Genomic DNA, 26,535 nt, shown 5'->3' on the forward strand with positions numbered 1-26,535 from the left:
ATTTATTACAGCATTTCTGCAATTCGCCTATCTTTGCCACGCTATGAGCAAGCCCGATAAACAGAAGGTATTTAATATTAGTAATGAAGAGCAGTTTAATGAAACTGCCTTGCAGATATTTAGATATCAGGCTGCTAATTGCGAAGTTTACAGGCGTTTTTTAGAGGGCCTGGGTTCGAATCCAAATGGGATCACTAGTGTAAAAGACATCCCTTTTTTACCCATACAATTCTTCAAAGCACATTCAATATTAAGTTGCGATGCCGAACCGCAGGTAACCTTCACCAGTTCGGGCACTACGGGTTTGATCACCAGCAGCCATTATGTAAGCGATGTAAGTTGGTATGAAGAAAGTTTCCGTAAGGCATTCGCTTTGTTTTATGGCGATATCAGGGATCACACCGTATTAGCCCTGCTCCCATCCTATTTAGAGCGCCAGGGCTCGTCGCTTATTTATATGGCTGATGACCTGATCAAACAATCGCAAAACCCCAATAGCGGCTTTTATTTATACAATCATGATGATCTGGCAGCGCAGCTGATCAACCAACAGCAAGCCGGTAAACCTACCTTATTAATAGGCGTAACTTTCGCGTTGCTTGATTTTGTGGAACAGCACCAGATCAATTTCCCCGAACTTATTGTGATGGAAACCGGCGGCATGAAAGGTCGCCGTAAAGAAATGATCCGCGAGGAATTGCATGAAATACTATGTAAAGGTTTTGGGGTAGATGCCATACATTCTGAATATGGCATGACGGAGCTGCTATCACAAGCCTATTCTAAAGGCCAAGGCATATTTAACTGCCCGCCCTGGATGCGGGTGATGGCGCGGGATACAAATGATCCATTGAGCTGGGTTACCAATGGCAAAGCCGGCGGTATTAATGTGATAGATCTGGCCAATATCAACTCCTGCTCGTTTATAGCTACGCAGGATCTGGCCAAAGTACAGCCAAATGGCGATTTTGAAGTACTGGGCCGCTTTGACAATGCCGACATCCGGGGCTGTAATTTACTCATAGCGTAAAACTTAATACGCAACTAACAGAAATTATATATTTTTGCACCACAAAATAATTTTGAAAAAATGATCGAGAAATTCTTGAACGACGAACAGGACCCAAAAGCGGTAGAGAAAGTTTACCTGCGCCTGGTAGACCTGTTAACCACCGGCGAAGAAATAATATACATAGCTGTTCAAAAAAAACCAATCGTAAATATATTGCCCGATTGTATAGCTATTACCAATAAACGTGTGCTGTTTTTCACCCCGGCAAACCTTGGCCTGTCTATAAAATTTGTTGATTTTGTTTGGAAAGACGTAGTTGACGTATACACCAAAGAAGAGATCATTGGTGCCATATTCAGCGTTAAAACCACCAACGGTGCCGAAATGGGTGTTGATTACCTGCCTAAAGTACAGGCCCGTAAATTGTACCAATATGCACAGGAACGTAAAGAATCAGAACGCGATGCCCGTCGCCTGCGCGATCTGGAAGAGCAACGCGCCAAATCAGGTTCGGTACAATTTGAAAGCCCATCACAACCTGTTGCTGCAGCGCAGATAGCTACCCCGGTGGCCGCACCTGTAGCCCCACAACCTGTCGCCGAGCCAACACCTGCCCCGGCACCGGCTGCACCGGCCCCAAAAGCAGATGAACTGACCGAAAAACTAAAAAAGTTACGCATGCTGTTTGATAACGGCCTGATATCGCAAGAAGAATACAATCACAAAAAACTGGAATTGTTAAGCGATCTGTAATCGCTGAATACATAAAACAAGAAAGGCCCGGATATCCGGGCCTTTCTTGTTTGTCATCCTGAGCATAGCGAAGGATCTTATACATTATACTTATCGCGCTTACAAGATTCTTCGCTATGCTCAGGACGACAAGCGCTATTTGCTATTTAATCCAACAACCTCGCATCAAAACTAAAAGGCTTTATATCCTTTATCTTAACGGCCGATGCCTTGGCATGCGCCGGATTCAACAGGAAATTAAATTCTTCCTGTACCAAAGCCGACGGCACTTTCAGGAACAAATATTTGCCGTCCTTTAAAAAGTTATTGCCTATCTGTTTTAAAATGTTTTGTTCGGGATATTCGTGCCATTTTTTAGGCAGGCGATCTGCTGTTATTTCGACAAAATTATCAGGGGCCTCAATCGTCACCATCACAAAATCATCCGGCATATTGGTGGGGTTGATGTGTGCAAGAGCTTCTAACACGGCTAATGAGCGCGACGAAGCCATATAAACCATCGCTTTACCCTCGCTGTTCCAACGGCCACCGTATAAACGCGCGCCGGTACCCGTAAGGTCATTAGCAAACTGGCGTTTAACCACCCGGTAAAGTATCATAGCTATTTATTAAGCGAAAATACCGTGCTCAATACGGCCCAGCTCCCTAAAAACCAGATCAAAGCCAATTGAAGTATCTAAAAGCGAAACAGGCGTATCACCACGAAAAGCATGCACAGGCGATTTCATCCAGGTTTTAAACTTATCCATCGAACCAAATACCTCTTCGCCGCGGGTGTACAGGCGGGCTAGCTCAACGGCTTTTTCTGCGTACTCAGTTTTGATGATTTCGGTATCATCATAACGCTGCAAAGTGCGCTCAGAAATGTGCATGATATTGGCAAACTCCTGGAGTGTAAGCGATATTTTTTTAGCCAAACCCATCAAGGCTTGTTTTGAAAAACCTTGACGGGTTGACATCAAAATATCCAGATCGCTCATAAAATTAAACTGCTTGGCATTGCCACCCATTAAACCTGTAAACAGGTTATCAACAGGTATAGCATAGGCTGCCAACGGCTCATTAAGGATATTATCGGGATTTTGATTTTTCATAACAACTACGACATTTATCCAAAAATAAATACATTTTGTCGTAAATCAAAATTATTCAGCAATTATTAAAAAATAATTCTTCTTACCTTTTTGTGCTACCAAAAACTTGCCACCTATCAGGTTATCAACGGTATAAATATCATCAACAGTATTGATCTTGCTTTTGTTGATAGCTACACCACCACCCTGCACCATTTTTTTAGCTTCGCCTTTTGAAGGGAATACTGATGTATGAGCAGCTAATAAATCAACCGCGTTAATCCCGTTCTTTAAATCATTTAAGTTGATCGTAAAATTAGGCACACCTTCAAACAAGCCGATAACCTCACCCTCATTCAACTCATTTAAAAACTCGATACCTGTATTACCGAACAAAAATTCGGACGACTTGATCGCTTTTTCATACTCGGCTTCGTTATGTACACGTATGGTGATATCCTTAGCCAAGGCTTTTTGCAGGATCCTTTGATGCGGAGCCTGGTCATGCTCGGCCTCCATAGCTTCAATAACTTCTCTATCCAGCAACGTAAATATGCGGATGTACGCTTTAGCATCAACATCGGTAGTGTTTAACCAAAACTGGTAAAACTGGTATGGCGATGTACGCGCCGGATCTAACCAAACCGCGCCGCTTTCGGTTTTACCAAACTTGGTACCGTCGGCTTTCTTGATCAATTGGGTAGTTAAAGCATAAGCCTCGCCTGCATCTTTACGGCGGATAAACTCTGTACCGGTAACAATGTTACCCCATTGGTCGCTGCCGCCCATTTGCAGTACGCAGTTATGGTTTTTCCATAAATAGTAAAAATCATAACCCTGCACCAGCTGGTAAGTAAACTCGGTGAATGACATGCCGGTATCGCCTTCCAGGCGTTTCTTAACTGAGTCCTTCGCCATCATATAATTTACGGTGATGTGTTTACCTACATCACGTATAAAATCAAGGAAAGTAAAGTTTTTAAACCAATCGTAATTGTTAACCATCTGTGCGCTGTTGGCACCGCTGTTAAAGTCCAAAAACATTTCCAGTTGCGCTTTTACCGCGTTCAGGTTATGCTGCAGCACATCTTCTGATAGTAAATTACGCTCGGCTGATTTGCCCGACGGATCGCCAACCATACCGGTAGCACCGCCCACCAAAGCATACGGCTTGTGGCCCGCGCGCTGAAAGTGAATCAGCGTCATGATCTGGGTTAGGTGGCCCACATGCAGTGAGTCGGCAGTTGGGTCAAAACCAATATAGCCCGATGCCATACCTTTATTTAAAAGCTCTTCAGTTCCGGGCATAATATCATGCAGCATGCCCCGCCAGCGTAATTCTTCAACAAAATTCATGGTATACTATTATTATACCCGATAGCCATCGGGCCGCCAAAGATAACAGAATAATAAGTTTTGTATAAAAAAGATAATGATGTGATTAAACAAGTTTAATCCAAATTGCGTACAACGGTAAGCTCTCACAATAATAAATATGGTATAGTTTTCGTATTTTAGCTGATAAGGCCATTGGCAACGCACCCCTTTATGAATTTTCTATCGCACTTTTATTTTGATCAAAAGGTTAACAACTGTTACTATATATTAGGGACAGTACTGCCCGATCTTTTAAAAAATGCCGATAAGAATATCATTCTCCATCCCGAAAAACTGCAACACCCCAACCCGGCCATCAATAGTATTATAGCCGGCTGGAATATGCACTTGGATATCGACCGACATTTCCATTCGTCGGAATTTTTCGCCACACACTCGCACCAGTTAAAGCTGGAATTGGGACCGGTTATTGAAGGCTCGCCCGTAAAACCCTTCTTTTTGGGACACATAGCTATCGAACTGATATTGGATAACTTATTGATAACCAACAACAAATTAAAGGTTGATGATTTTTATGATCAGTTAAACGGCTGCGACCATGCTGTAATAGCGGAGTTTTTAACCTTTGCCGGCTTAACAGACAGCTCTGCTTTCTTCCGCTTTTTTGATATATTTAAAAAAGAAGGCTACCTGCATACTTATGCCGAAACCCGGCAAATTGCCTATGCTTTAAAACGCATTTGTATGCGCGTATGGCAAAACCCATTTACCCCGCAGCAGGAAGCTGCCATGAATGCCGTACTATTTGATTATCGCGCGCGGTTGGAACCAACTTTCATGAGCATTTTTGACGAGATAGCACCTAAATTAAAGGCCGCATAATCAGCATTTTAAGTCATAAAATCTATCCGCAGTCAATTCTTCGCGCGGTAAAGCACTATAAAAATTACAAAAAGGCTTAAAAATCAGCATTTAACAGCAAATTAAATTTTTTTTGAAAGAAATATAGTTCTACCTTTGCAGTCCCAATTAAGAGATTGGGAAAAGGAGATAAATTATTTAATGGCAAAAAAACAAGAAGCAGAAAAAGAATTAAAAGCTAAAGAAGCAGAACTGGGTACAGTTAACGCATCTGGCGAAAAAGAGACTATTGAATCAGAAGCTGATTCGTTCTCAATTGAGGACATCAAGTCTCAGATTGTAGTAGCACCTCTGGCAGATTTCGACTGGGATGCTGACGACAAAAAATTTGGTAACTATAGCGATAGCGACCGTGAGAAATTCGAGAAATTGTATGATGGAACTTTCAGCTCTATCACTAAAGGCGAAATTATCACCGGTACTGTTGTTAGCGTTAACAACAAAGATGTGGTACTTAACGTAGGATTTAAATCAGACGGTTTAGTATCTGTTTCTGAATTCCGTGATACACCTGATCTGAAGATCGGTGACACAGTTGACGTATTTGTTGAATCACAAGAAGATGCTAACGGTCAGTTAGTACTTTCTCGTAAACGTGCGAAAACTCAAAAATCATGGGAGAAAATTAATTCGGCACTTGATAACGATGAGATCATCACCGGTTTTGTTAAAAGCAGAACTAAAGGCGGCTTGATCGTTGATATTATGGGCGTTGAAGCCTTCTTACCTGGTTCACAGATCGATATTAAACCAATACGCGATTACGATGTGTACGTAGGTAAAACTATGGAATTCAAAGTTGTTAAAATTAACCACGAGTTTAAAAACGTGGTAGTATCACACAAAGTGTTGATCGAGGATGACTTAGAAAACCAAAAAACTGAAATTGTTGCCAAACTTGAAAAAGGTCAGGTATTGGAAGGTACAGTTAAAAACATTACTGACTTCGGTGTATTCATCGACCTTGGTGGTGTTGACGGTTTATTACACATTACCGATATTTCATGGGGCCGTATCGAGCACCCGAGAGAAGTTTTGGCATTGGATCAAAAGATCAACGTTGTTGTGCTTGACTTTGATGACGAGAAAAAACGTATCGCTCTGGGCTTGAAACAATTGACTCCACACCCTTGGCAAAACCTTGACGAGACTATCCAAATTGGCTCGAAAGTTAAAGGCCGTATAGTAACTGTTGCTGATTACGGTGCTTTCTTAGAGATCATCCCGGGTGTTGAAGGTTTGATCCACGTGTCAGAAATGTCATGGTCACAAAACCTGCGTAACCCTCAGGAATTCCTGAAAGTGGGTGACGAGATCGAAGCACAAGTATTGACTTTAGATCGCGACGAGCGCAAAATGTCATTAGGCATTAAACAATTAACCCCAGATCCTTGGCAAAATGCTGCCGACCGTTACGCGGTAGGTACCCAGCACGTAGCTACAGTTAAAAACATGACCAACTTTGGTGTGTTTGTTGAACTGGAAGACGGCATCGACGGTTTGATCCACATCAGCGACCTTTCATGGAGCAAAAAAGTTAACCACCCTAACGAGTTCACTAAAGTTGGTGAAAAACTAAACGTGGTTGTTTTAGAGCTTGACGTAGAGAACCGCAAACTAAGCTTAGGTCACAAACAATTGGAAGAAAACCCTTGGGATACTTTCGAAACAGTTTTCACTATCGACTCGATACATGAAGGTACTGTGTTAAAAGTGACTGACAAAGGTGCAATTGTTGCTTTACCTTACGGTGTTGAAGGTTTCGTGCCTACCAAACACCTGGTTAAAGAAGACGGCAAAAGCTTAAAAGCTGACGAAGTTGCTGACTTCAAGATCATTGAATTTAACAAAGAAAACAAACGTATAGTTATTTCACACTCACGTATATGGGAAGAAGCTCGCGCTGATGCTCGTGTACAAGACTTTGAAAACCGTAAAAAAGAAGCAAAATCTGCAACTAACGCGGTTAAAAAAGTGAAAGACTCTGTTGAAAAATCAACTTTAGGTGACCTTAGCGTTTTAGCTCAGTTAAAAGAGCAAATGGAAGGTGCTGAAACTAAAGCCGCTACCAAAAAAGCTGCTAAAAAATCAGAATCTGAAGAAGAAGCTCAATAATTGTTGATCTTTTAATATACGAAAGCCCCGCTAGTGATAGCGGGGCTTTTTTGTTTGTTAGAGTTTTGTAGATTTGGCGAGTCGACTATTTAAAAACGAAAAATTGAAACTACGAGATTAAAGTAAATGAGCAGTAAACTAAGATATCTAATATGTTACTTCTTTTTTTTCATTTTGAGCTGCAAAACTGATTTGGAATGCTACAATGCTGATTTAATTGCCTTAAAAAAGACGACTGACTATATAGCTGTAAAGCGAATATTCCAACAAAATGCACACTTAATACAAAACGAAGAAGGGTTTAAAACTTACCGGCCAGCATTTGTAAAACAACTGGTAATCGATGATGCGATTTTTTTCAATAGCAATCATCGTAAATGCTTACTAATGGTGTTACAAAAAACTAAAGACGACATGGAATTTGACCATATAGAGTATTTTCAAGGCTCGTTAATGGGAAACAAATGGATTTTCTCTACCGACAGAATCCGAATGTAGCCGAAGTTACAATGACTGTTCGCAAACGAAAGAAAGGCGGTTTATATTTAAACAATTCATTCAAAGTTCTTTCAGAAAAAGGCAGACAATTTGCATTAAGCGCGGGGAAGAACACTAACTACTCTTGTAAAGTAGACGATGGATATTGGTTTGGGGAAACTGAGCGCGATTGACCTCTTTATGTCCTACCCACTGGTCGAAGTTTACAACTTCGTCCTAAATGTTTTAAGCTTCCAGCTTAACATTGTTATTAAAAACAAAAGGCCTCCCGGGTACGTGGGAGGCCTTTTAATTAAATAAAATTGTGAATTATCAGGTTTAACAATTTGCAAATGCTATAAAACAGCGCCAGCGCCACCAGCATGCCGGTAAAAAACTGAACGCTGTTTTCATATGTCCGGTTTCTTACCGACATGATTGGGTTTAGTGTTGAAATTAAATAGGTTACGTATTGTAAATATATAAAATATTCCCAAAAGGAGTATTTGAAAAATATTTTTATTGATCTTTAAAATCAACTAATCACCAAATCAACCATTCAACTAATCAACTAAATAATTACCTTTGCCCAAATCCACCCATACGATGCAAAATCTAACACTGCTCGACGGTCAGAAATTCCAGATCACTATACAGCGTTTATGTCGTCAGTTAATTGAAAATCATAACGATTTTTCAGACACCGTATTGATAGGCATACAGCCCCGCGGCATATTCCTGGCCAAACGCATAGCTACCGAATTACGCAAGATCTTGCCCGAAAGCAACATACAGCAAGGCGATATGGACATCACCTTTTACAGGGACGATTTCCGCCGCAGGCATGAGCCGCTAATGCCCAGCGAAACCAAGATGGACTTTATTATTGAGGGCAAGAACGTAATATTAATGGACGATGTGCTGTGGAGTGGCCGCACCATACGCGCGGCAATGGAGGCCATGCTGGCCTTCGGCAGACCACAAAAAGTGGAACTGCTGGCACTGGTTGATCGCCGTTACTCGCGACACCTGCCGATAATGCCCGATTACGTAGGTATAGATGTAGATTCCATCGCATCTCAAAAAGTAAAAGTGAGCTGGGCAGAAACCGACGGCGAAGACAAGATAGTTTTGTTGACTGAAGAAGAAAAATAATAAAATACCTATGTCATTGCGAGGAACGAAGCAATCGCGAACCTTGCATATGTGCGATTGCCACGCTACGCTCGCAATGACAAACAAGATATACTAACACAAACACATGGCACAACTAAGCACAAGGCATTTATTAGGTATTAAAGGTTTAACCGAACAGGATATACAGTTGATATTAGAAACGGCTGACCGTTTTAAAGATGTGCTTAACCAGCCTCAGATACGTAAAGTACCTTCGCTGCGTGATGTGACCATTGCTAATATATTCTTCGAAAATTCAACCCGTACGCGCCTGTCGTTTGAACTGGCCGAGAAGCGCCTGTCGGCTGATGTGGTAAACTTCGCGGCCTCGTCATCATCGGTAAGCAAAGGCGAAACTTTGATAGATACGGTAAACAATATATTGGCCATGAAGGTGGATATGGTGGTAATGCGCCACCCTTATGCCGGTGCGGCTACTTTTCTGTCAAAACACGTAAACGCCCAGATAGTAAACGCCGGCGATGGCGCACACGAGCACCCTACCCAAGCCTTGCTTGATGCTTTTTCCATCCGCGAAAAATATGGTGATGTGGCTGGAAAGAAAGTGGTTATTGTGGGTGATATATTGCACTCACGAGTAGCGCTGTCAAACATACTTTGCCTGAAACAACTGGGCGCCGAAGTAATGGTTTGCGGACCAACTACCCTTATACCAAAATACATTGGCGCCCTGGGCGTTAAAGTTGAACATAACCTGCTTAAAGCCCTTAACTGGTGCGATGTAGCCAACATGCTGCGCATACAACTGGAGCGCCAGGATATTAAATACTTCCCTTCGCAACGCGAATATACCATGCTGTATGGCTTAAACAAGCAGATACTGGACGGCTTGGACAAGGAGATCACCGTAATGCACCCCGGCCCTATTAACCGCGGTGTGGAGATCACCAGCGACGTGGCCGACAGCAAGCAATCCATCATACTGGACCAAGTACAAAATGGCGTAGCCATCCGCATGGCAGTACTGTTCTTGCTGGCAGGGCAAAACCCACAATAACATGAAAGCCCTCGCAGCTTTTATATTGGCTTTCTGCCTCGCCGTTACCATCAACGCATCAGCACAAAACAGGCAGCTACGCAAAATAGACTCTGTACTGCGACTGGTTAAAATACATTTCAAGCTAAAAGATGCTGACGAGATTTACGCACTAGCCGGCGCAAATTTTAAAAAAAGCCTGAGCCAGGCCGGGTTTCGTAAAGTTAGCGAGGAACAACTTTTCCCCTTAGGCGGTATTAAGAGCGACTCACTCATTAGCTTTGAAAATAACAGCAGGGCAACTTATAAAGTAAGGTTTGATGCAGTAACGCTACAATTGCTCATTAGCCTTGATGCGAACGACAAAATCGAGCTTTTGCTGTTTCAACCTTATCGCGACCCAAACGCCCGCAAACTGGCCTTAGCCAACACCACCAATCCATTAAAATCATTAATGGATAAACAAGTTGATTCGATCGCCCGCGCCTACATACAAAAAAGCAATACTGTTGGCCTAAGCATTGGCATTTTAAAAAGTGGCAAACTAAGCACCTACAACTACGGCGAAACCGCCAAAGGAAATGGCAAACTGCCTAATGCCAACACCCTTTTCGAGATAGGCTCCATCACCAAAACATTTACCGCTACCCTGTTAGCTTATTACGTTAACGAAGGTAAAATAAGCCTTAACGACCCGATAACTAAATACCTTCCGGACTCGGTAGCAGCCAACCCGGCGCTCAAGGATATTAAACTGGTACAGTTAAGCAACCATACATCAGGCTTGCCGCGCCTGCCGGCTAATTACCAGGCGCAAAAGCCTTTTAACGGGCTCGACCCTTATAAATATTACACTAAACAACTGCTGTTTTCTTATTTAAAAACCTGCAAACTAAACAGTAAGCCCGGCGAGCAATATGCTTACTCCAACTTAGCAGTAGGTTTATTAGGCACCATACTGGAGCGCGTAAGCGGCAAAAACTTCGACCAAATGGTGCTGGAAAATATTTGTCAGCCATTGCAAATAAAAAGCACCTTACAGCATTTATATACGTTGATATCGCCCCGCTTTGCTAAGGTTTATAACGAAACAGGCGACGAAACCCTGCCTTGGGATTTCGACGCGCTGGCCCCCTGCGGTGCCCTACGCTCATCCGTTGCAGATCTGGCCGCCTACGCCAAAGCTAATATGAACCCGGCTAATGATAAATTAGGCAAAGCCTTTCAACTGGCTCACCAAATAACCTTTAATGGCGAACCCAAGCTTAGCCTTGGCTGGCATATTATCAAAGTAAACGGGGTTGAATATTACTTCCACAACGGCGGCACCTATGGTAGCAGCAGCTACCTGGCCTATGATACCAAAAAGCAGTTGGCCGTCATCGTGTTATCAAATGCAAGCGAAACTACCGATGGACTGGGCACGGGTTTATTGAGGAAATTGCAATAACCCCACTGCAAGCCCCGTCGGGGCTCCGTATTTATAGAAAAAACACTAAACGAAAAGGCTCCGTTAGGTACACGTGATTCCTACGGATTCTGGAATATTTTGATCATGTTGCTATAAACACGGTGCTCCTACTGAGCGTTCTTAGCACTCATAACTATTCAATCGTTATACTATCTCCCGGCTTATAAATGTTGTGAAACCGGATGCCCAGTTTATCAAAGTGTTTGGTGTAAGCCTCGTAACGTTGGTTAATAAAAAACTCCTTGGCATAGCCATCGTGCACAGGCAAAATCTGTTTAGGCTTAAGCTGATCGGCAAAACCTGTTATGCGCAGCTCGTTGGCAAAGGGTGCCATGGTTACCATCAACAGCAATTCAACGCCTTCATATTTCAGCAAAGCGTCTTCCATCGAATCTACCGGGTGCAGCACTTTATCGTTTATCAAAAACCCCAGCATCTGCGGTGGCAGGTTATCCAAAATAGGCTCGTGGGCTACATTAAAGGCCTGTATCTTAAACGGACCGATCCAATGGGTATCCTCATTCAAAACCGTGCAATTAACTTCCTCCCTCGCCAAAACCGCGGCAACCTGCTCGTTAGTATAAACGCGGGCACCGCTAAGGCCTGTTATCTGCTTTAGTATATCCACATCCAGGTGGTCGGGATGCACGTGGGTGATGATGATACTGTTCACCTTGGTGAATGTATCAACCGAAACCAGCCCCTCGGCAAACGAAAATTTACCGGGATCTATCAGCAGCTTATGCCCATCCAACTCAAACAATAAACACGAATGCAGGTATTTTGAAATTTTCATAACGGGTGCAAATTATGAAATTGATAACCTTTTTGGGAGGGAAAAGTTTGGTGGCGTATAACCTTATAAGGGCGTTCCCCTTCGGGTCAGGCTTTACGCTCATACTGCGCGGGGCCTTAGCCATCCCCACAGCTGTGGGGACCGGTATCCGCTCCAATCCTTAACGCGGCAGACTCACCCGGTCTACGCTTCGCTGGACCACCATCTCTTCGCCTTCGGCGGAAAGAGGGTGAGAAGTCTTTTCCGCCAAATTCATCATGCTCATCAAAGTCCCTCTCCTTTGAAGAGGGATTTAGGAAGAGGTCGTTAAAGCAGCCCCGTCAACTCCTTCAGCCCATTAATAGTAGCTACCTGCCCTTGTTCAACCTTACCAAAACCGTACGATGCAAAAATGAAAGGCACACCGGCAGTTGCGGCGGCGTTGTAGTCGCCCATGGTATCGCCCACATAAACCGGGGCCTGCAGGTGATGATCTATTACAATGTCTTTAATATTATCGGCTTTAGGCATGCTCTTGGTGCCATAGCATTGGTGACCCAGGAAATATTTTTCCAGTCCGCTGGTGGCGAAGAACATTTCGATGTAGCCGTTTTGGCAATTGCTGACGATATATAGTTTGTATTTGGCTGATAAGTATTGCAGTGTAGTTTCCAGATCGGCATACAGGTCGCCGCCCGTTTTGTGGAGGATATCGAGTTCGGCTTTGCCCGCTATGGCTTTAAAATGTTCGCGCTGCTCATCGGTAAGGTATGGCAGCAGGGTTTCAAAAATAGCTTTGTAGGTAAGGCCGGTTATGGAGTGGATCTTTTCTCGGGTAAAATCCTCCTTGATATAATCAACCTGCTCTTTAGCCGATTGCCAGGCCACCGTTACATTGGCCGAGCTGTCCCAAAGGGTGCCATCTAAATCAAATATAATGCTGTCGTAAGTATTTTTCAGTGAAGTATTCATTGGCGGCAAAAGTAGGGTTTTAGGTGTAGACTTACGAAGTTTCTAAAACTTCGTAAGTCTCTAACGGGTTATCACCACCACTTCCATCTTAGTCAACTCTTTCCCCCTCGTCGCCTTATTTAAAAAAGCAGGTTTTAACCGGCTTATCCAATATCTGTCAAAAGTTTTCAAGGTCTGCATCTGCCAGCCTTTGCTTTTTAGTTCGCCGAGCAATTTCGCGGTGCCATAAAATATAAACCTACCTTCAGGCAGCTTACCTTCACCTTTAGCATTTAACAAACTCACAGGCGTATTATTATAAAACTCCAACGGCCATATCAAATCCTCATCAGTTTGCACCACCGGGAGGCTTTGAGGGTTATGCTCATTGATCCACATACCGGCTTCGCTGCCTGCCTGATATTTTAGTAAAGAGGAATAAAATACCTGGTTAAGATAAATATTAACAATGAAAGCAATCAGCGCTGTACGCAAAATCAGCTTGGGAATCGTTTCTAGTACTATCAGGTAAGGTAGTATTAAAAAGACAAAAAGTAATAAGGCTAGAACAGCACCTATGGCAAAAGTGAATGTTTCGGGTTTATAAAAAAGGTGAAGACTCTCTATCACCAGCAGCAATAACATAAAAATTATTGTCTGCGTGGTGCTGATGGCTTTAATACTGCCCTCCAACTTAACATGATACAGGTACTGCGCCGTAATAATGGCGAAGAACGGAAACACAATATTTAAATAATGCGGCAGCTGGAACTTAGATGCCGAGAACAGCAGGAATGTTAACAAAGCCCCGCTAATGCAATACCATTCGGTAGCCTGCACCTTGTCCTTACCCTTCTTAATAAATTGAAACACTGCCGCGAACATCAACAAGGACCAAGGCAAAAACGCCCACAAAGCGGTATGCAGAAAGAAAGATGGATCGCCATGGCCTTTAATGGGACCAGTATTAAAGAAACGCCCGAACTGGCTATCCCAAAAAAAGAATTTAATGCCAGATACGCCGTGCGTACCAAAAACCAGTTTCTCGGGATGGGCATCAAACTGCACGTACAGGCAATAGATCTCCGGCAGGATAAATATCAACACCAACACAACACCTATCAGCCATTTCATATTAACGAGCTTCTTCCATTGCCTGGTGATCAGCAAATGCCCTACAGTGGCCCCGCCGATGGTTATAAGGGCAAACATTCCCTTGGTCATGATGGCGCAGGCAGTAAAAAGGCATCCCCATAACAATTGCCAATAGCTGTCAATATTGTTGGCTTTATACAAATGATAAACCGCCGCGATGATCAAACCTGTTAAATAAGGCTCGGCGCGCACGTCCATATTGGAGAGAATGATGTGCTGCGCCGTTAACAATATCAGCACGGCCCATAAGCCAATTTGCTTGTTATAAAGCGCCTTGCCAAACAGGTAGGTGTACCATGCGCCCATCAGCAAAAATAGTATGGCGGGCAGCTTATAGGCCCAGGTATTGATACCAAACAGTTTAAACGAAAACGCCGCCATCCAAAACGGGAAATGGGGTTTATCCAACCAATCCGTACCGTACGAGAAGAGTTCAACATAATTGTTACGTTGCGCCATTGTTTTGGCAATGGTGGCGTACAGGGCACCGTCCGGTGCCATTATCGGCACAAATAAGCCGCTAAAATTAACCAGAACGGCCATCCCTATAAAAAGGTATAACCAGCGGTTAGCAATGGTGGGCTCGGCATTTGTCATGTGTGGTAAAGGTAAGCAGAGTTTTGTATTGCCCCTTACTGATTTTTTATATTAAATTTATAATGCCGATATCACCCGGCCTAACCACATAAACTTTAAAACCTGTTATGAAGAAATTATTTATTGCCGCCCTGGCAATGTTATTGAGTCCCGCAGCGCTTTTGGCGCAGTCGGGCAAGGTTTATGATAACCTTTCGCTAACCAGCAAAATATTAAAAAGCGAACGCAAATTTGCTATTTACCTGCCACCTGATTATGAAACTTCGGGCCGCAGCTACCCGGTATTATACCTGCTGCACGGATCAGGCGATAACCAGACCGGCTGGGTACAATTTGGCGAAGTGCTGCATATTGCCGATGCTTCGGTCGCAGATGGCACCGCCACCCCCATGATCATTGTAATGCCCGATGCAGATACCGGTCGGCGTGGTTATTTTAACGATATTAAAGGCGACTGGAACTACGAGGATTTCTTTTTTAAAGAACTAGTGCCCTACATCGAACAAAAGTATCGCGCCAAAAAAGAAAAACGCTCACGCGCCATTGCAGGCCTGTCTATGGGTGGCGGCGGTACGCTGATGTACGCGCTGCATCATCCTGAAATGTTCTCCTCAGCCTGCCCATTAAGCGCGGCTGTTGGACCATTAAGCCTGGAAGATTACAAGAAAACGGCTGCCCGTAATGCACCAAACGCGGCCGACTCTACCATCACCAACTATTTCAATCGCCATAGCGCCATTGCCCTGGTAAACAACATGCCCGAAACACAAAAGAAAGCCGTACGCTGGTACATTGACTGCGGCGACGACGACTTTTTATACGAAGGCAACGCGCTGCTGCACATCGCCATGCGCAAAAAAATGATTGAGCACGAATACCGCACCCGCGACGGTGGCCACACCTGGACCTACTGGCGCGCCGCATTGCCAAAGGTTTTGGCCTTTGTATCGGATGCGTTTCATCAGTATTAAACACAACCCCATCCCCCCTCCCAACCCTCCCCGAGGGGGAGGGCTTTTGACTTTCTGGTTGTTAAACACACAGGGTTTCCAAATGGAAAGCCCTGTGTGTTTTTTATAATTTCTATCCAACATGCTAATTAAAGCCCTCCCCTTTGGGGAGGGTTGGGTGGGGTCACCTACTTCTTCTGCGTAGTCACCACCCTATACCCTACCAGCTCTTCCCAGCGGGCATTAGGCGGTTTGAAGTAAACCAGTACCTGGTATTCATTCTCGGTTTCGAAGTAAGAGCCTTCAAAAGCAACGTCATCCACCTTCCCGCTCTTATCCACCCATACATACATAAAGTCGTACACACCTTGTTTCAGCAGCAGGTCGGTAAAAAAAAGGCCTTTTGTGGGTTCATAGTCCAGTTTGCTGCGGGCATCAATGCGGTAGTCGTTAAACTTGCCTATAACGTGTGCCGAGCCTCCTGCCGGGTTTTTATTGGCAAACAGCGAGAAGTACATATGCGCGTAATCTGCATCGCGGCGCGGGTCATCACCGTCACGGTTGAGGATATAGAAACGACCATCATTATCAAACGAAAACGAATAATTGGGCAGGTTACGCGAGGGATCAGTCAATAGTAGTACGGTATTGGCAGTATCGCGATAGATTCGACCCACGTGGTCGCCGGGTACTTTGAGGGTACGCGTATCAAAATGCCTGAACTCGTTCAGCCCCGCAAAATCAAAATAACTCACATCATTATAAACTAGTTGATTGCCGCGCACATAGGTTGGGCGTATGTTATATTGCCCTGTCTCTGGCCGCTCATTCTGCATCACCAACACACGAATATCAGAGTTGGGGTTTTGCAGCGGCGCCCCTGTAGATGTAACGGTGATATTCAGTTTCTGATTATGCTGCCTTAGTGGCACGTTGCTTGAAGCCACAGCTTCAGCTGCAATGTTTACCTTAGTACCTATAACATACATCCGACGGGTTAATATCACTTTATCCGGCGAACCTTCCTCATAAACCTTTAACACATAATTGCCCGCTATTTTGGGGCTGATGTTTTCGTTAGGCAGCCTTACCTGGTAGTGGGTGTACTTTTGGATGGTGGCCGTTGAGTAAACGTATTCAATGATCCGGTCATCGCGAAACCCCTGCAGGTAATCGTTGGTGTTGATGTTCGAGGGGTTCCACTGGCTGTCGCAGTGTTGAATAGTGTAAGCAAAATTGCGCCTGCCACCGGCCAGGTCATCAAAAGCCAGTTGTACCTGTTCGTTTGATTTAAGTATGATGATAGGAAATGAGGCTTCTTTGTTGGTATTATAAAATTCTACACTGCGAATGCCGGGATCAAACACATTATTGGTGTAGGGCTGCGCATGGCTTGTTATGGCGATGAACAGCAGCGTTATGATGATGGCGAATTTCCTCATAATGCAATATTAATCAAAAAGCACGTCATTACGAGAGAGGAACGAGCGTCGTAATCCCCTTGAGACTTGCAAAGCGTTCACCATTCTCAAGGGGATAGCCACGCTGCGCTCGCTATGACGCATTTTGTGGACTACGCTTCCAGCTCCATAATTTGCTCGGCTAGTTCTTCCCATTTCTGCTGAATTTTTGTTAATTCATCTTTCTTTTGGGCGTATGCGGCGTTGGTGCTATTAAGCTTGGCGCTATCGTTATATACTTGCTCATCGGCCAGTTGGGCCTCTATATCTTTTACCGACGTTTCTAAAACGGCTATCTGCTCTTCTGTTTTAGCCAGGTCCTGGTTCAGCTTTTTTAATCGCTGGGCATTGTTGGCCGATGGCTGTGTTTGCTTAACCGGCTCAGGCTTTTTCTCTTCTTTTTTTGGTTGAGGTGCAGGTGCGGATACTTTAGGATCAAGTTTGCGTTTTGCGGCCCACTCTTCGTATTCCTGGTAAGTACCCGGGTATGATTTGATCTTTTGATCTTCAATAAACCATATTCTGTTGGCTACATTATCCAGGAAATACCTGTCGTGCGATACCACGATCACCGTACCTTCATACTGTTGCAAGGCCTGTATCAAAATATTAACCGAGGCCATGTCAAGGTGGTTGGTAGGCTCATCCAGTACCAGGAAGTTGGCATCGGCAGTCAGTGCCTTTGCTAACGCGACGCGCGATTTCTCGCCACCCGATAATACCTTGATCTTTTTAAACACGTCATCGCCGGTAAACAGGAATGAACCGAGTATCGATCTTAATTCCGTTTCGCTATGTCTCGGCGCGAAGGATTGCAGCTCCTGCAAGATCTGGTTCTCCAGGTGCAAGCTTTCCAACTGGTGCTGCGCGAAGAAGGTTTGCGAAACGTTATGACCGGTAATAGCCTTACCTTCAAACTCTTTATCGGCACCCGCCACAATACGCAGCAGGGTTGATTTTCCTTTACCGTTGGCACCTATCAAGGCAATTTTGTCGCCCTTTTCAATAATGGCTTCGGCTTCGTCTAAAATATCTATTGCCGGGTATTTTTTGGTGATGTGCTCCAGCGTTACCACGTGACGGCCCGACTGCTTGCTGAATTTAAAGCTGAAGTTAACCTCGGGGTTATCATCATCCACATCTTCCACACGCTCCATTTTATCCAGCATTTTGATACGCGATTGCGCCATCTTTGCTTTAGAGGCCTTGGCACGGAAACGCTCGATCAAACGTTCTTCCTGCTTGATTTTTGATTGCTGGTTTTTAAACTCGCCACGCTGAATTTCGGCGCGAAGAGCTTTCTCTTCTAAATAAAAAGTATAATTACCCGCATAAACGTTCAACTTGCCTTTGCGCGACTCAACCGTGCGGTTAATTACCTTATCCAAAAACCATCTATCGTGCGATACGATGATGATGGCGCCGGTAAACGCTTTCAGGTAATCTTCCAGCCATTGTATGGATGGTAAGTCCAGGTGGTTGGTAGGCTCATCCAGCAGCAGGATATCAGGTGCCTGTAACAATATCTTGGCCAGCATCACGCGCATGCGCCATCCACCCGAAAAAGTGCTTAGCTTGCGCTGACAATCAGCATCGCTAAAACCTAAACCGGCTAAAATTTCGTGTGCTTTGTATTCAATGTTATAACCGTCAAGCGCTTCAAACTCGCTTTGCTTGTCGCTTAGCTTGTGCAGCAGGTCTTCGGTGTAATCTGTTTCCAGTTTTTTGAGCAGCAACTCTATCTCATCGTGCAGTTGGTTTTGGCGCTCAAAAGCTTCCATAGCCACGTGGACGATGTTTTTATCAGACGAGTACGACAACAGATCCTGGTTAAGGTAACCCATGGTGAGGTCCTTAGCCATTGATATGGTGCCCGATGTGGGTTTATACTCCCCGGTAATTATTCTTAAAAGGGTGGTTTTTCCGGTTCCGTTAGCGCCTATGAGGCCTATTTTCTCACCGGGTTTAATGTGCCAGTTAGCTTCATCATATAATGCCCGCGCACCGATCTCGAACGTAAGGTTGTTAATAGCAATCATTTGGCCGCAAAGGTACGGTTTTTAAGCGGGGCTTGAAAGCGGAGATTAGTGATTGGTTGATTGGTGATAGGAGCCTTTCAAAAGCAAAAAGCGTGTCGACAATAGCCAACACGCTTTTAATATCTCATCAATACCACAAACTATGGACTATCAACTATGGACCATGGACCAAAAGCTATCCCTTCACCGCCTGCAACCAGGTCTCTGCCATTAGCGCAGCACCTGCTATCGATGGATGCACACCGTCGCCTGTCCAGTAAGCGGCCGGGGCTTTGGTTATAGCTTTATCAAACGCCGCCTGGTAAGATACAAATGGTGTATCGTACTCTTTCGACAGATTGAACGCAGCTTCGCGATATTTATCAAATGCCGGATACCATGCATCGGTAACGGCACGTACGCCGCGTACACCGAACGGGTCGCACAATATCAGCTTCACATTTGGCAGGGCAGTTTTAGTGCGGTCAAGCAGTTTGCGGTAGTCGCCTATGTAGGTTTCGATAGTGCCTTTGTATGGATTGGTGGCGTTAAGCGTGTGCCAGTAATCGTTCACACCAATATGTATGCTTAATATGTTTGGTTTAATATCCAAAGCATCGGCATCCCAGCGCTCGGCCAGTTGGTACACCTTGTTACCGCTGATGCCTTTGTTGTATATTTTCAGGTCCTTATCCGGGTTTTGCAATAATAACTGGCTGGCAGCTATCAAAGCATAGCCGTTACCCATAGCACCATTGTTATTTGGCGACCACGCATTGCGGTTACCACGACCAGAGTCGGTAATCGAATCGCCCTGGAACAGGATGACATCGCCTTTTTCAATACTTACTTTTTTGCCTTTAGGGGCCGATGCCATAGCTTCCTGAACAATTGCCGGGATGCTGATGGCCGCTAATGTGCCTATTGAAGCATGTTTTATAAAACTGCGACGGTTAGATGAATTTTCACTCATAATTGATACTGTGGTTTATTTTATAGGTTAAATACACAAAATGGCTATTAAGGTTAGTTGGTTTGTCTAACCGTAGAGTTGTGCTAATATAGTTATTGTTTGAATTTTAGGTAGGTAATTTTCCATAAAATTACTATTACCTTTGCGCTTATGTATTCGTTACTTAAACCCATACTTTTTAGCTTTGACCCCGAGGCCGTTCACTATTTTGTAACCCGCAACCTGAAGCGCTTTAACCGTTTCCCGGGTGGCGCGGCATTAAGCAGGGCCATATGGGAGGTTAACGATCCGCGTTTAGAGCGCGAAGTTTTCGGCATTAAATTTAAAAACCCGGTTGGCCTTGCCGCGGGCTTTGATAAAAATGGCGAAATGATTGCCGAAATGGCGAACATGGGTTTTGGCTTTGTTGAAGTAGGCACAGTAACGCCCCTACCCCAGCCCGGCAACCCTAAACCACGCATGTTTAGAAGCCCTGCCGATGGCGCGATCATCAACCGCATGGGTTTTAATAATTTAGGGGTTGATGTTTTGGCTGAGCGAATTGCAGCATATCGTGCCAACCAGCCTGAAGCGCATAAAGGGCTTATCATCGGTGGCAACATCGGAAAAAATAAAAACACACCTAACGAGGAAGCGATAAACGATTACATTAAATGCTTTGATCGGCTGTTTGATGTGGTTGATTATTTTGTGGTGAATGTAAGCTCGCCCAACACCCCGGGCTTGCGCGCCCTGCAGGAAAAAGAGCCGCTGATGCATATTTTAAACACCCTGCAGCAACGCAACAACAAACGCAAAGAGCGCCGCCCTATACTGCTTAAAATAGCACCTGATCTGACCAACGATCAGTTAAATGACATTGTGGATATTGTGGTGCATACCGGGATATCGGGCGTTATTGCTACTAATACTACTATTGATAAGAGTTCGCTTTCAAAAGAGGCCCTTAAAGCCGAGGCCGGCGGTTTAAGCGGTTTACCGCTTACTAAACGTTCTACCGAGGTTATCCGTTACCTGGCGGATAGATCAAAACATTCGTTCCCTATCATTGGCGTGGGTGGTATACATTCGCCCGCGGATGCTTTGGAGAAATTAAAGGCTGGTGCATCATTGGTGCAGCTGTATACCGGTTTTATTTATGAAGGCCCGGGATTGATTGGAGCTATTAATAAGAAGTTGCTGGCGGCTAAGTAATTTATAGTTTGCTATATTTATGGTATGGCCAACACCTTTTCGCAGATCTATCTGCAGTTTGTTTTTGCGGTTAAAAATCGGCAAAGTTCGATTCCGCCAGAGCATAAAGAAGAACTGCATAAATTCATTACCTCTTTGGTACAGGCACGTGGTGCAAAAATGCTCGCCATTAATTGCATGCCAGACCATGTACATCTTTTTATAGGTTTAAAACCCAATATTTTGATCTCGGATTTTGTGAAGGAGGTCAAAGTGCAGAGTAATGAATTTATCACCAGTAAAAAATGGGTGATGGGAAAATTTGGTTGGCAAGAAGGATATGGTGTATTTTCTTATTCGCATTCGCATATTGATGCAGTAGTTAAATATGTGCTAAATCAGGAAATACATCATCAAAAGAAAACGTTCAAGGACGAATATTTAGGTTTGTTAAAGAAATTTGATATTGCGTTTGATGAACGATACGTGTTTGATTTTTTAGATTAAGAGTTTTACACGGCACATATGGAGCCTAACATTTGTCTGTATAAATTTTCTATAAACACAGGGCTGCGCTGCAGCCACTTGGCGCGTAACATGCTATCCACTTCGCAACATTTGACCTAACGGCGTTACGCGGCACCTACGGAGCCGAACACCTGTCTCTACACGTTTCCTATAAACACGGGGCTGCGCTGCAGCCACTTGGCACGCAGCATAACTTTAACCATTAAACAAGCGCTCCATAGGAGCATCGTGTTTATAGAACGCCAACGAAACAAAAAAGGCTCCATAGGAGCCACGTGTTTATAGCAATATTAAACCATACACCAAGGCTCCGTAGGTGCCTCGTATGGACCAACATGCAATCGCCCATTACCATCAACCCACGCAATCCCGCGCAACAAAAAAAGTCCCGCCGGTAAACACCAACAGGACTTTAATATCATAAAACTAACGGCTAATTATTTAGCGGCAGCGATAGCCAAAGCAGCATTGTTTTTTGCTATTTGGTTACCTTTTGCTTCGTGAGAGCGGCTTCCCGGCTCCAGGTTAGTTGCATTTTTAAGAAACTGTACTTCTAAACGTGAGAAAGTTTTGTTTCTTCTATCTTTTCTTTTTAAACGTGTTACGCCCATGATTAATGTTATTTAATGTTTTCAACCTCGAGGTCGGGAGCGGATTCGAACCGCTGTAAAAGGTTTTGCAGACCTCTGCCTAGCCACTCGGCCACCCGACCATTTTTAATGAGGTGGCAAAAATAGTAATTATTTATTGCAAGGCAATATTTATTTTAGCTTATTTCGCTTTATTTCTGAACAAAATATCGCGGTAGCTATCGCAACGTTCAATGATTCGGCCTCGCCGGCCCTTGGTATGGTGATAGCTTTGTTCACTAAAGCCTTAACCTCAGCACTTAAGCCGTTGCCTTCGTTGCCCATTACCACCAGGCCTTCGTTGCCAAAATCGGTGTTATAAATATTCTCGCCATCCAACAATGCGCCATAAACTGGCAAGCCGGATGACTGAATCACCTCCCTAATACTAGTATAATGCACATTTATCCGCGACAGCGAGCCCATGGTAGCCTGTACTACTTTGGGGTTATACACCTCCACACAATCTTCCGAGCAGATAATATTATCAAAACCAAACCAATCCGCGGTGCGGATAATGGTGCCCATATTGCCCGGATCTTGTATTCCATCCAGGACCAGCGAGAATTTTTTATTCAGCGCCAGCTTGTTTAAAACGGGCCATTGCGGTATTTTAACTACTGCAATTACATCTTGTGGCGTTTTTAATGAACTTATTTTCTCCAGAATGGTTAATGATATTTCAACAGAGTTTATTTTATGCAATAATTTAAGCAATTTTGGGGCTATTGCGGGCGTATAGTAAATAGCATCAACCTGGTAGGCCGAATTAATGAATTCGCTTACCGATTTTAGGCCCTCTACCAGGAACACGCCATGTTCCTTACGGAATTTTTTATGTTGTAAAGACTGTAATAAACTGATCTGAGATTTTGAAAGCATATAGTACTGAAACTAATATTTACCGCCTTACAATATTAAGTATTCTTCTGCTCATTATAGGCTCGGGTTGTAGTTTAACCCGAAAGCTTGGGCCTAATCAATCCCTGGTACGCAAAATTACCATTAAGGGCATGGATGAGCAGTTTGCCGAAACCGCTGTAAATTACGTTGATAAACAACAACAACCCAACAACGTAATTAACCTGCAGTTTTACTTACTATTTAGCAAAAACGGCAAGCGCAATGTGGGCGAGCCGCCTGCCATACTGGACAGCAACCTGGTGGAGTTTTCGCGCATACAGATTGAGCGTTACATACAAAGTAAAGGCTATTTAAAAGCTAAGGTTACTGATAGCATCAGCATAAAAAAGAAACGCGCCGAACTGATATTCAGCACTGACGAGGGGCCATTATTCAAGATACGTAAGATTGATGACAGTATTGCCGATTACCCGGTACGTGCGCTTTATCGCGCCTCGCGGCCTATATTTTCGCACCTGCAGCCCGGCGGCCGTTTTGATACTGATAGCGTAGCTTATGACCGTGATGCCTTTTACCAGGTGATGCGCCGTAACGGCTATTTTGATTTTTACAGGCAGTATATTAATTATAGTTACGACTCGACCTATAACAGCAGCGTGGTTGACCTGCGTGTAATTATTGATAACCCGCCGGGTAAAACCAAACACCCTATTTATAAAATTAACAATACGCTTATAACCATATCAGATAGCCGTGGCCGAACCGAAGCCGACAGCCTTGGCAGGTTACCGGCTGTACCTAATCCTGATACATTAAAGGTTGATAGCCAATTTACATTTGTCGACTACTCGGGCAAGTTTAAACCGCATACTGTTACCGACTATATTTTCCAGAAAAAAGGAGAGATATTCAACTCGGATCTGCAAACGCTGACTACCTCGCGCCTTTCAGAACTCAACGTGTTCCGTAACGTGCCCAACCCTACCTACACTAAAACAGCCGATAGTACCAACCGCTTAAATATGCGCTTTGACATTGTGCCCTTAAAACAAATGAGTGATCGCGTGGAGGGCGAGTTTTTGTTTGCCAACGGCCGCTATGGCTATAATATTGGCAACACCTTTACCAACCGAAACATATTTAAGCAGGCCGCGGCTTTACAGGTAAAACTTAATTATAGCGTTTTGTATAATATAGGTAATACCGGCACCCGCGGCGTGCAGAACCAGGATTTTAAGATAGGTGTAAGCTTATCATACCCTCGTATCATATCGCCGTTTAACTGGCGGCAGCCGGGCAAATATGGGGTACCGCATACTACATTCTCTACCAACTACTCGCTGTTTTTCCAGAAGGACCTGGTTGAACGTACCAGCTTTGTTAACTCGGTTACCTATGAGTTTGCCGAAACTGCCAATAAACTGCACAGTGTAACACCTATCAGTATCGAATTTTCAAAAGGATCTATTGATACCGGGGCGCGCCGGCAATTAGAAGCGCAGAACCGTTTTTCATATATTTATCTTATCGGTCGTACCATATTTACAACGGGTAGCCAGTACACCTACCAGGTAAACGGTAACCAGTTAAATAAGTATGCCAATTTTATATACTTCCGCGGCTTTTTGGATATCGGCGGTAATATGCTATCGGCAGCCAGCAATATTTTTAACACGCAGCGCGATACGTTGGGTCAGCGTAAAATATTTGGCTATGCCTTTGCCCAATATACCAAAACAGAAGTTGACCTGCGCATTTACCGTACACTTGGGGGCGAACGCCAGTTCATCTTCAGGTTAAACGCCGGTGTTGGTATACCTTATGGTAACAGCAGGCAACTGATATTTGAAAAAAACTTTTATGCCGGTGGCGCTAACGATATGCGCGCATGGCTACCCCGCACCCTGGGCCCCGGCCAGTTTAACCGTGCTACAGCTTACGGTCCGCCGGGCACCTATGATGTACCTAACCAGGCCGATGTACCTTCAAGCGGTGACATTTTGCGTACCCGCCTAAAATACATCGATCAGTTTGGCGAGGTAAAAATTGTGGCCAATGCCGAGTATCGTTATAAACTGGTAAATAACTTTTTTGGGTCGATATTAAAAGGTGCCGTGTTTGTTGATGCAGGTAACGTATGGCGATTGCGCAAAGAACCCGAAAGCCCTAACGGCGAATTCAGGATGAATAATCTATTGCCGTCAACCGCTATTGGCGTGGGTACGGGTTTACGTTTTGACCTAAGCTTTTTCGTGTTCCGACTTGACGCGGCCTTTAAGGTTAAAGACCCACAGTTCTCTGGCTCAGACCAATGGGTGCTGTTTAAATACGGCAACGAAATGTTTCGTCCGGGCGCCTTTAAACGCGCCTATCAGCAAAACAATCGCGAAGATTACGGCTTTATGCAGTTGAACTTTGGTATAGGGATGCCGTTTTAGTGGATGTGCAGATATGCAGATACGTGGATGTGCAGATGCTAATCTAGCTATACAATTTATTAAATTTGCACATCTGCATATACGCACATCAAAACAGCCCTTTCAATCCGTACAGTATACTCTCGAAGAAAGTTGACAGGTTTAATCCGTTATGGTGATTGAAGTATAGGAATATACAGAAGATGACAATGGCGATGATGATAAACCTTTTAAACATATAGCCCAGTAATACCAATGCTATGGGTATGCCTATCAACAGCAGCCAGCTTATGCGTATGGGGCTTAGTTTGCCATCGTGTTTGTAAATGTAGTACAGGCTGGCATGGGTGCCTTCGTCGTTAACATGTTTTACGTAAAAGAAGCTTGATTTATCCAGTTTGCGGTGATAAAATGCCGTACCCTTGTCAAACTTCAGCGTTTCCTGGAAACCGTTTATGGTGAAGCTAAACAAGCCCTCTACCGCTTCGCGGATGTTGTTGTTGTCGGTCGAATCGGTGGCCACGATGGCTACTTCGTCCTGCGCGAAGGGGTTTTCCTTCACCACAAAATTATTTACGTGTACGGTATCGGCCAGGGCCAGGTTTGCCAGCATAAAGGCAAAAACGCTCAGTATTACTTTTTTCATAGGATAGCGAGGTTGATAATTATTAAACAACCCGCACTAAAATTAGTTATTATAATCTTACTTTGG

23 protein-coding genes and 1 tRNA gene are annotated in these 26,535 nt (G+C 44.2%); 11 read left to right on the top strand and 13 right to left on the bottom strand.

Annotated features, from left to right (window positions below; all coding sequences use genetic code 11):
* The first annotated feature begins 43 nt into the window (after positions 1-43).
* The gene (locus AC59JT_RS11405) at positions 44-1,030 is read left to right on the top strand and encodes a LuxE/PaaK family acyltransferase (protein ID WP_497398853.1); all 987 of its coding nucleotides are present in this window, start codon (positions 44-46) and stop codon (positions 1,028-1,030) included.
* 60 nt (positions 1,031-1,090) lie between these two features.
* Positions 1,091-1,765 carry a PH domain-containing protein gene (locus AC59JT_RS11410; RefSeq protein ID WP_497398855.1) on the top strand — a complete coding sequence of 225 codons (675 nt, stop codon included), beginning with the start codon at positions 1,091-1,093 and terminating at the stop codon, positions 1,763-1,765.
* Positions 1,766-1,911: 146 nt separating this feature from the next.
* On the opposite strand, the gene AC59JT_RS11415 is transcribed toward AC59JT_RS11410, so the two are convergent.
* The 3 genes from AC59JT_RS11415 to tyrS are packed head-to-tail and all read right to left on the bottom strand — an operon-like array spanning position 1,912 to position 4,194.
* On the bottom strand, positions 1,912-2,364 hold the full coding sequence (locus AC59JT_RS11415; protein WP_497398857.1) for an RES family NAD+ phosphorylase: 453 nt from the start codon (positions 2,362-2,364) through the stop codon (positions 1,912-1,914).
* A gap of 9 nt (positions 2,365-2,373) precedes the next feature.
* Positions 2,374-2,859, bottom strand: coding sequence for an Xre family toxin-antitoxin system antitoxin (locus AC59JT_RS11420; protein ID WP_497398859.1), 486 nt, complete (start codon positions 2,857-2,859; stop codon positions 2,374-2,376).
* Between the two features lie 51 nt (positions 2,860-2,910).
* Complete coding sequence (gene tyrS / locus AC59JT_RS11425) at positions 2,911-4,194, bottom strand: tyrosine--tRNA ligase (protein ID WP_497398861.1); 1,284 nt, start codon at positions 4,192-4,194, stop codon at positions 2,911-2,913.
* 192 nt (positions 4,195-4,386) lie between these two features.
* Here tyrS and AC59JT_RS11430 point away from each other — a divergent pair, with 192 nt between their 5' ends.
* The 5 genes from AC59JT_RS11430 (at position 4,387) to AC59JT_RS11450 (ending at position 11,312) form a co-directional block, all read left to right on the top strand.
* Complete coding sequence (locus tag AC59JT_RS11430) at positions 4,387-5,058, top strand: ACP phosphodiesterase (protein WP_497398863.1); 672 nt, start codon at positions 4,387-4,389, stop codon at positions 5,056-5,058.
* 180 nt (positions 5,059-5,238) lie between these two features.
* Positions 5,239-7,212: a 30S ribosomal protein S1 gene (gene rpsA / locus AC59JT_RS11435; protein ID WP_497398865.1), complete on the top strand. Its 1,974-nt coding sequence runs from the start codon at positions 5,239-5,241 to the stop codon at positions 7,210-7,212.
* A gap of 1,083 nt (positions 7,213-8,295) precedes the next feature.
* The gene (gene pyrR, locus AC59JT_RS11440) at positions 8,296-8,844 is read left to right on the top strand and encodes a bifunctional pyr operon transcriptional regulator/uracil phosphoribosyltransferase PyrR (protein ID WP_497398867.1); all 549 of its coding nucleotides are present in this window, start codon (positions 8,296-8,298) and stop codon (positions 8,842-8,844) included.
* A 106-nt stretch (positions 8,845-8,950) separates the two neighbouring features.
* The gene (locus AC59JT_RS11445; RefSeq protein ID WP_497398869.1) at positions 8,951-9,883 is read left to right on the top strand and encodes an aspartate carbamoyltransferase catalytic subunit; all 933 of its coding nucleotides are present in this window, start codon (positions 8,951-8,953) and stop codon (positions 9,881-9,883) included.
* 1 nt (position 9,884) lies between these two features.
* On the top strand, positions 9,885-11,312 hold the full coding sequence (locus AC59JT_RS11450; protein WP_497398871.1) for a serine hydrolase domain-containing protein: 1,428 nt from the start codon (positions 9,885-9,887) through the stop codon (positions 11,310-11,312).
* A 154-nt stretch (positions 11,313-11,466) separates the two neighbouring features.
* Here the strand turns inward: AC59JT_RS11450 and AC59JT_RS11455 are convergent, their stop codons facing one another.
* The 3 genes from AC59JT_RS11455 to AC59JT_RS11465 all read right to left on the bottom strand — a co-directional run bounded on the left by AC59JT_RS11455 (position 11,467) and on the right by AC59JT_RS11465 (position 14,811).
* Entirely contained in the window at positions 11,467-12,129 is a 663-nt protein-coding gene (locus AC59JT_RS11455; RefSeq protein WP_497398873.1) for an MBL fold metallo-hydrolase, read from the bottom strand.
* A gap of 306 nt (positions 12,130-12,435) precedes the next feature.
* Positions 12,436-13,080 (bottom strand): HAD family hydrolase, encoded by a 645-nt coding sequence (locus AC59JT_RS11460; RefSeq protein WP_497398875.1) that lies wholly within the window; start codon positions 13,078-13,080, stop codon positions 12,436-12,438.
* 60 nt (positions 13,081-13,140) lie between these two features.
* Positions 13,141-14,811: an ArnT family glycosyltransferase gene (locus AC59JT_RS11465; RefSeq protein ID WP_497398877.1), complete on the bottom strand. Its 1,671-nt coding sequence runs from the start codon at positions 14,809-14,811 to the stop codon at positions 13,141-13,143.
* Between the two features lie 107 nt (positions 14,812-14,918).
* On the opposite strand from AC59JT_RS11465, the gene AC59JT_RS11470 reads away from it, so the two are divergent.
* Complete coding sequence (locus AC59JT_RS11470; protein ID WP_497398879.1) at positions 14,919-15,782, top strand: alpha/beta hydrolase; 864 nt, start codon at positions 14,919-14,921, stop codon at positions 15,780-15,782.
* Positions 15,783-15,949: 167 nt separating this feature from the next.
* On the opposite strand, the gene AC59JT_RS11475 is transcribed toward AC59JT_RS11470, so the two are convergent.
* The 3 genes from AC59JT_RS11475 to AC59JT_RS11485 form a co-directional block, all read right to left on the bottom strand.
* The gene (locus AC59JT_RS11475) at positions 15,950-17,203 is read right to left on the bottom strand and encodes a type IX secretion system plug protein (protein ID WP_497398881.1); all 1,254 of its coding nucleotides are present in this window, start codon (positions 17,201-17,203) and stop codon (positions 15,950-15,952) included.
* Positions 17,204-17,334: 131 nt separating this feature from the next.
* Positions 17,335-19,260, bottom strand: a complete 1,926-nt coding sequence (locus AC59JT_RS11480) for an ABC-F family ATP-binding cassette domain-containing protein (RefSeq protein ID WP_497398883.1) — start codon at positions 19,258-19,260, stop codon at positions 17,335-17,337.
* Between the two features lie 175 nt (positions 19,261-19,435).
* Positions 19,436-20,212, bottom strand: a complete 777-nt coding sequence (locus tag AC59JT_RS11485; RefSeq protein WP_497398885.1) for an SGNH/GDSL hydrolase family protein — start codon at positions 20,210-20,212, stop codon at positions 19,436-19,438.
* 150 nt (positions 20,213-20,362) lie between these two features.
* Here AC59JT_RS11485 and AC59JT_RS11490 point away from each other — a divergent pair, with 150 nt between their 5' ends.
* Complete coding sequence (locus AC59JT_RS11490) at positions 20,363-21,406, top strand: quinone-dependent dihydroorotate dehydrogenase (protein ID WP_497398887.1); 1,044 nt, start codon at positions 20,363-20,365, stop codon at positions 21,404-21,406.
* 24 nt (positions 21,407-21,430) lie between these two features.
* Positions 21,431-21,892 carry an IS200/IS605 family transposase gene (gene tnpA / locus AC59JT_RS11495; RefSeq protein WP_497398889.1) on the top strand — a complete coding sequence of 154 codons (462 nt, stop codon included), beginning with the start codon at positions 21,431-21,433 and terminating at the stop codon, positions 21,890-21,892.
* A gap of 458 nt (positions 21,893-22,350) precedes the next feature.
* Here the strand turns inward: tnpA and AC59JT_RS11500 are convergent, their stop codons facing one another.
* The 3 genes from AC59JT_RS11500 to AC59JT_RS11510 form a co-directional block, all read right to left on the bottom strand.
* Positions 22,351-22,524 (bottom strand): spore protein, encoded by a 174-nt coding sequence (locus tag AC59JT_RS11500; protein WP_497398891.1) that lies wholly within the window; start codon positions 22,522-22,524, stop codon positions 22,351-22,353.
* A 30-nt stretch (positions 22,525-22,554) separates the two neighbouring features.
* Positions 22,555-22,625, bottom strand: a tRNA-Cys gene (locus AC59JT_RS11505).
* 49 nt (positions 22,626-22,674) lie between these two features.
* A complete protein-coding gene (locus AC59JT_RS11510) occupies positions 22,675-23,424 on the bottom strand; it encodes a TrmH family RNA methyltransferase (protein ID WP_497398893.1) in 750 nt (249 codons plus the stop codon).
* On the opposite strand from AC59JT_RS11510, the gene tamL reads away from it, so the two are divergent.
* Positions 23,415-25,844, top strand: coding sequence for a translocation and assembly module lipoprotein TamL (gene tamL, locus AC59JT_RS11515; protein WP_497398895.1), 2,430 nt, complete (start codon positions 23,415-23,417; stop codon positions 25,842-25,844). The two genes, AC59JT_RS11510 and tamL, sit on opposite strands and share 10 nt — an antisense overlap.
* An 88-nt stretch (positions 25,845-25,932) precedes the next feature.
* On the opposite strand, the gene AC59JT_RS11520 is transcribed toward tamL, so the two are convergent.
* The gene (locus AC59JT_RS11520) at positions 25,933-26,469 is read right to left on the bottom strand and encodes a hypothetical protein (RefSeq protein WP_497398897.1); all 537 of its coding nucleotides are present in this window, start codon (positions 26,467-26,469) and stop codon (positions 25,933-25,935) included.
* Positions 26,470-26,535 lie beyond the last annotated feature (66 nt).

This window comes from Mucilaginibacter sp. A3364, from assembly GCF_059690715.1.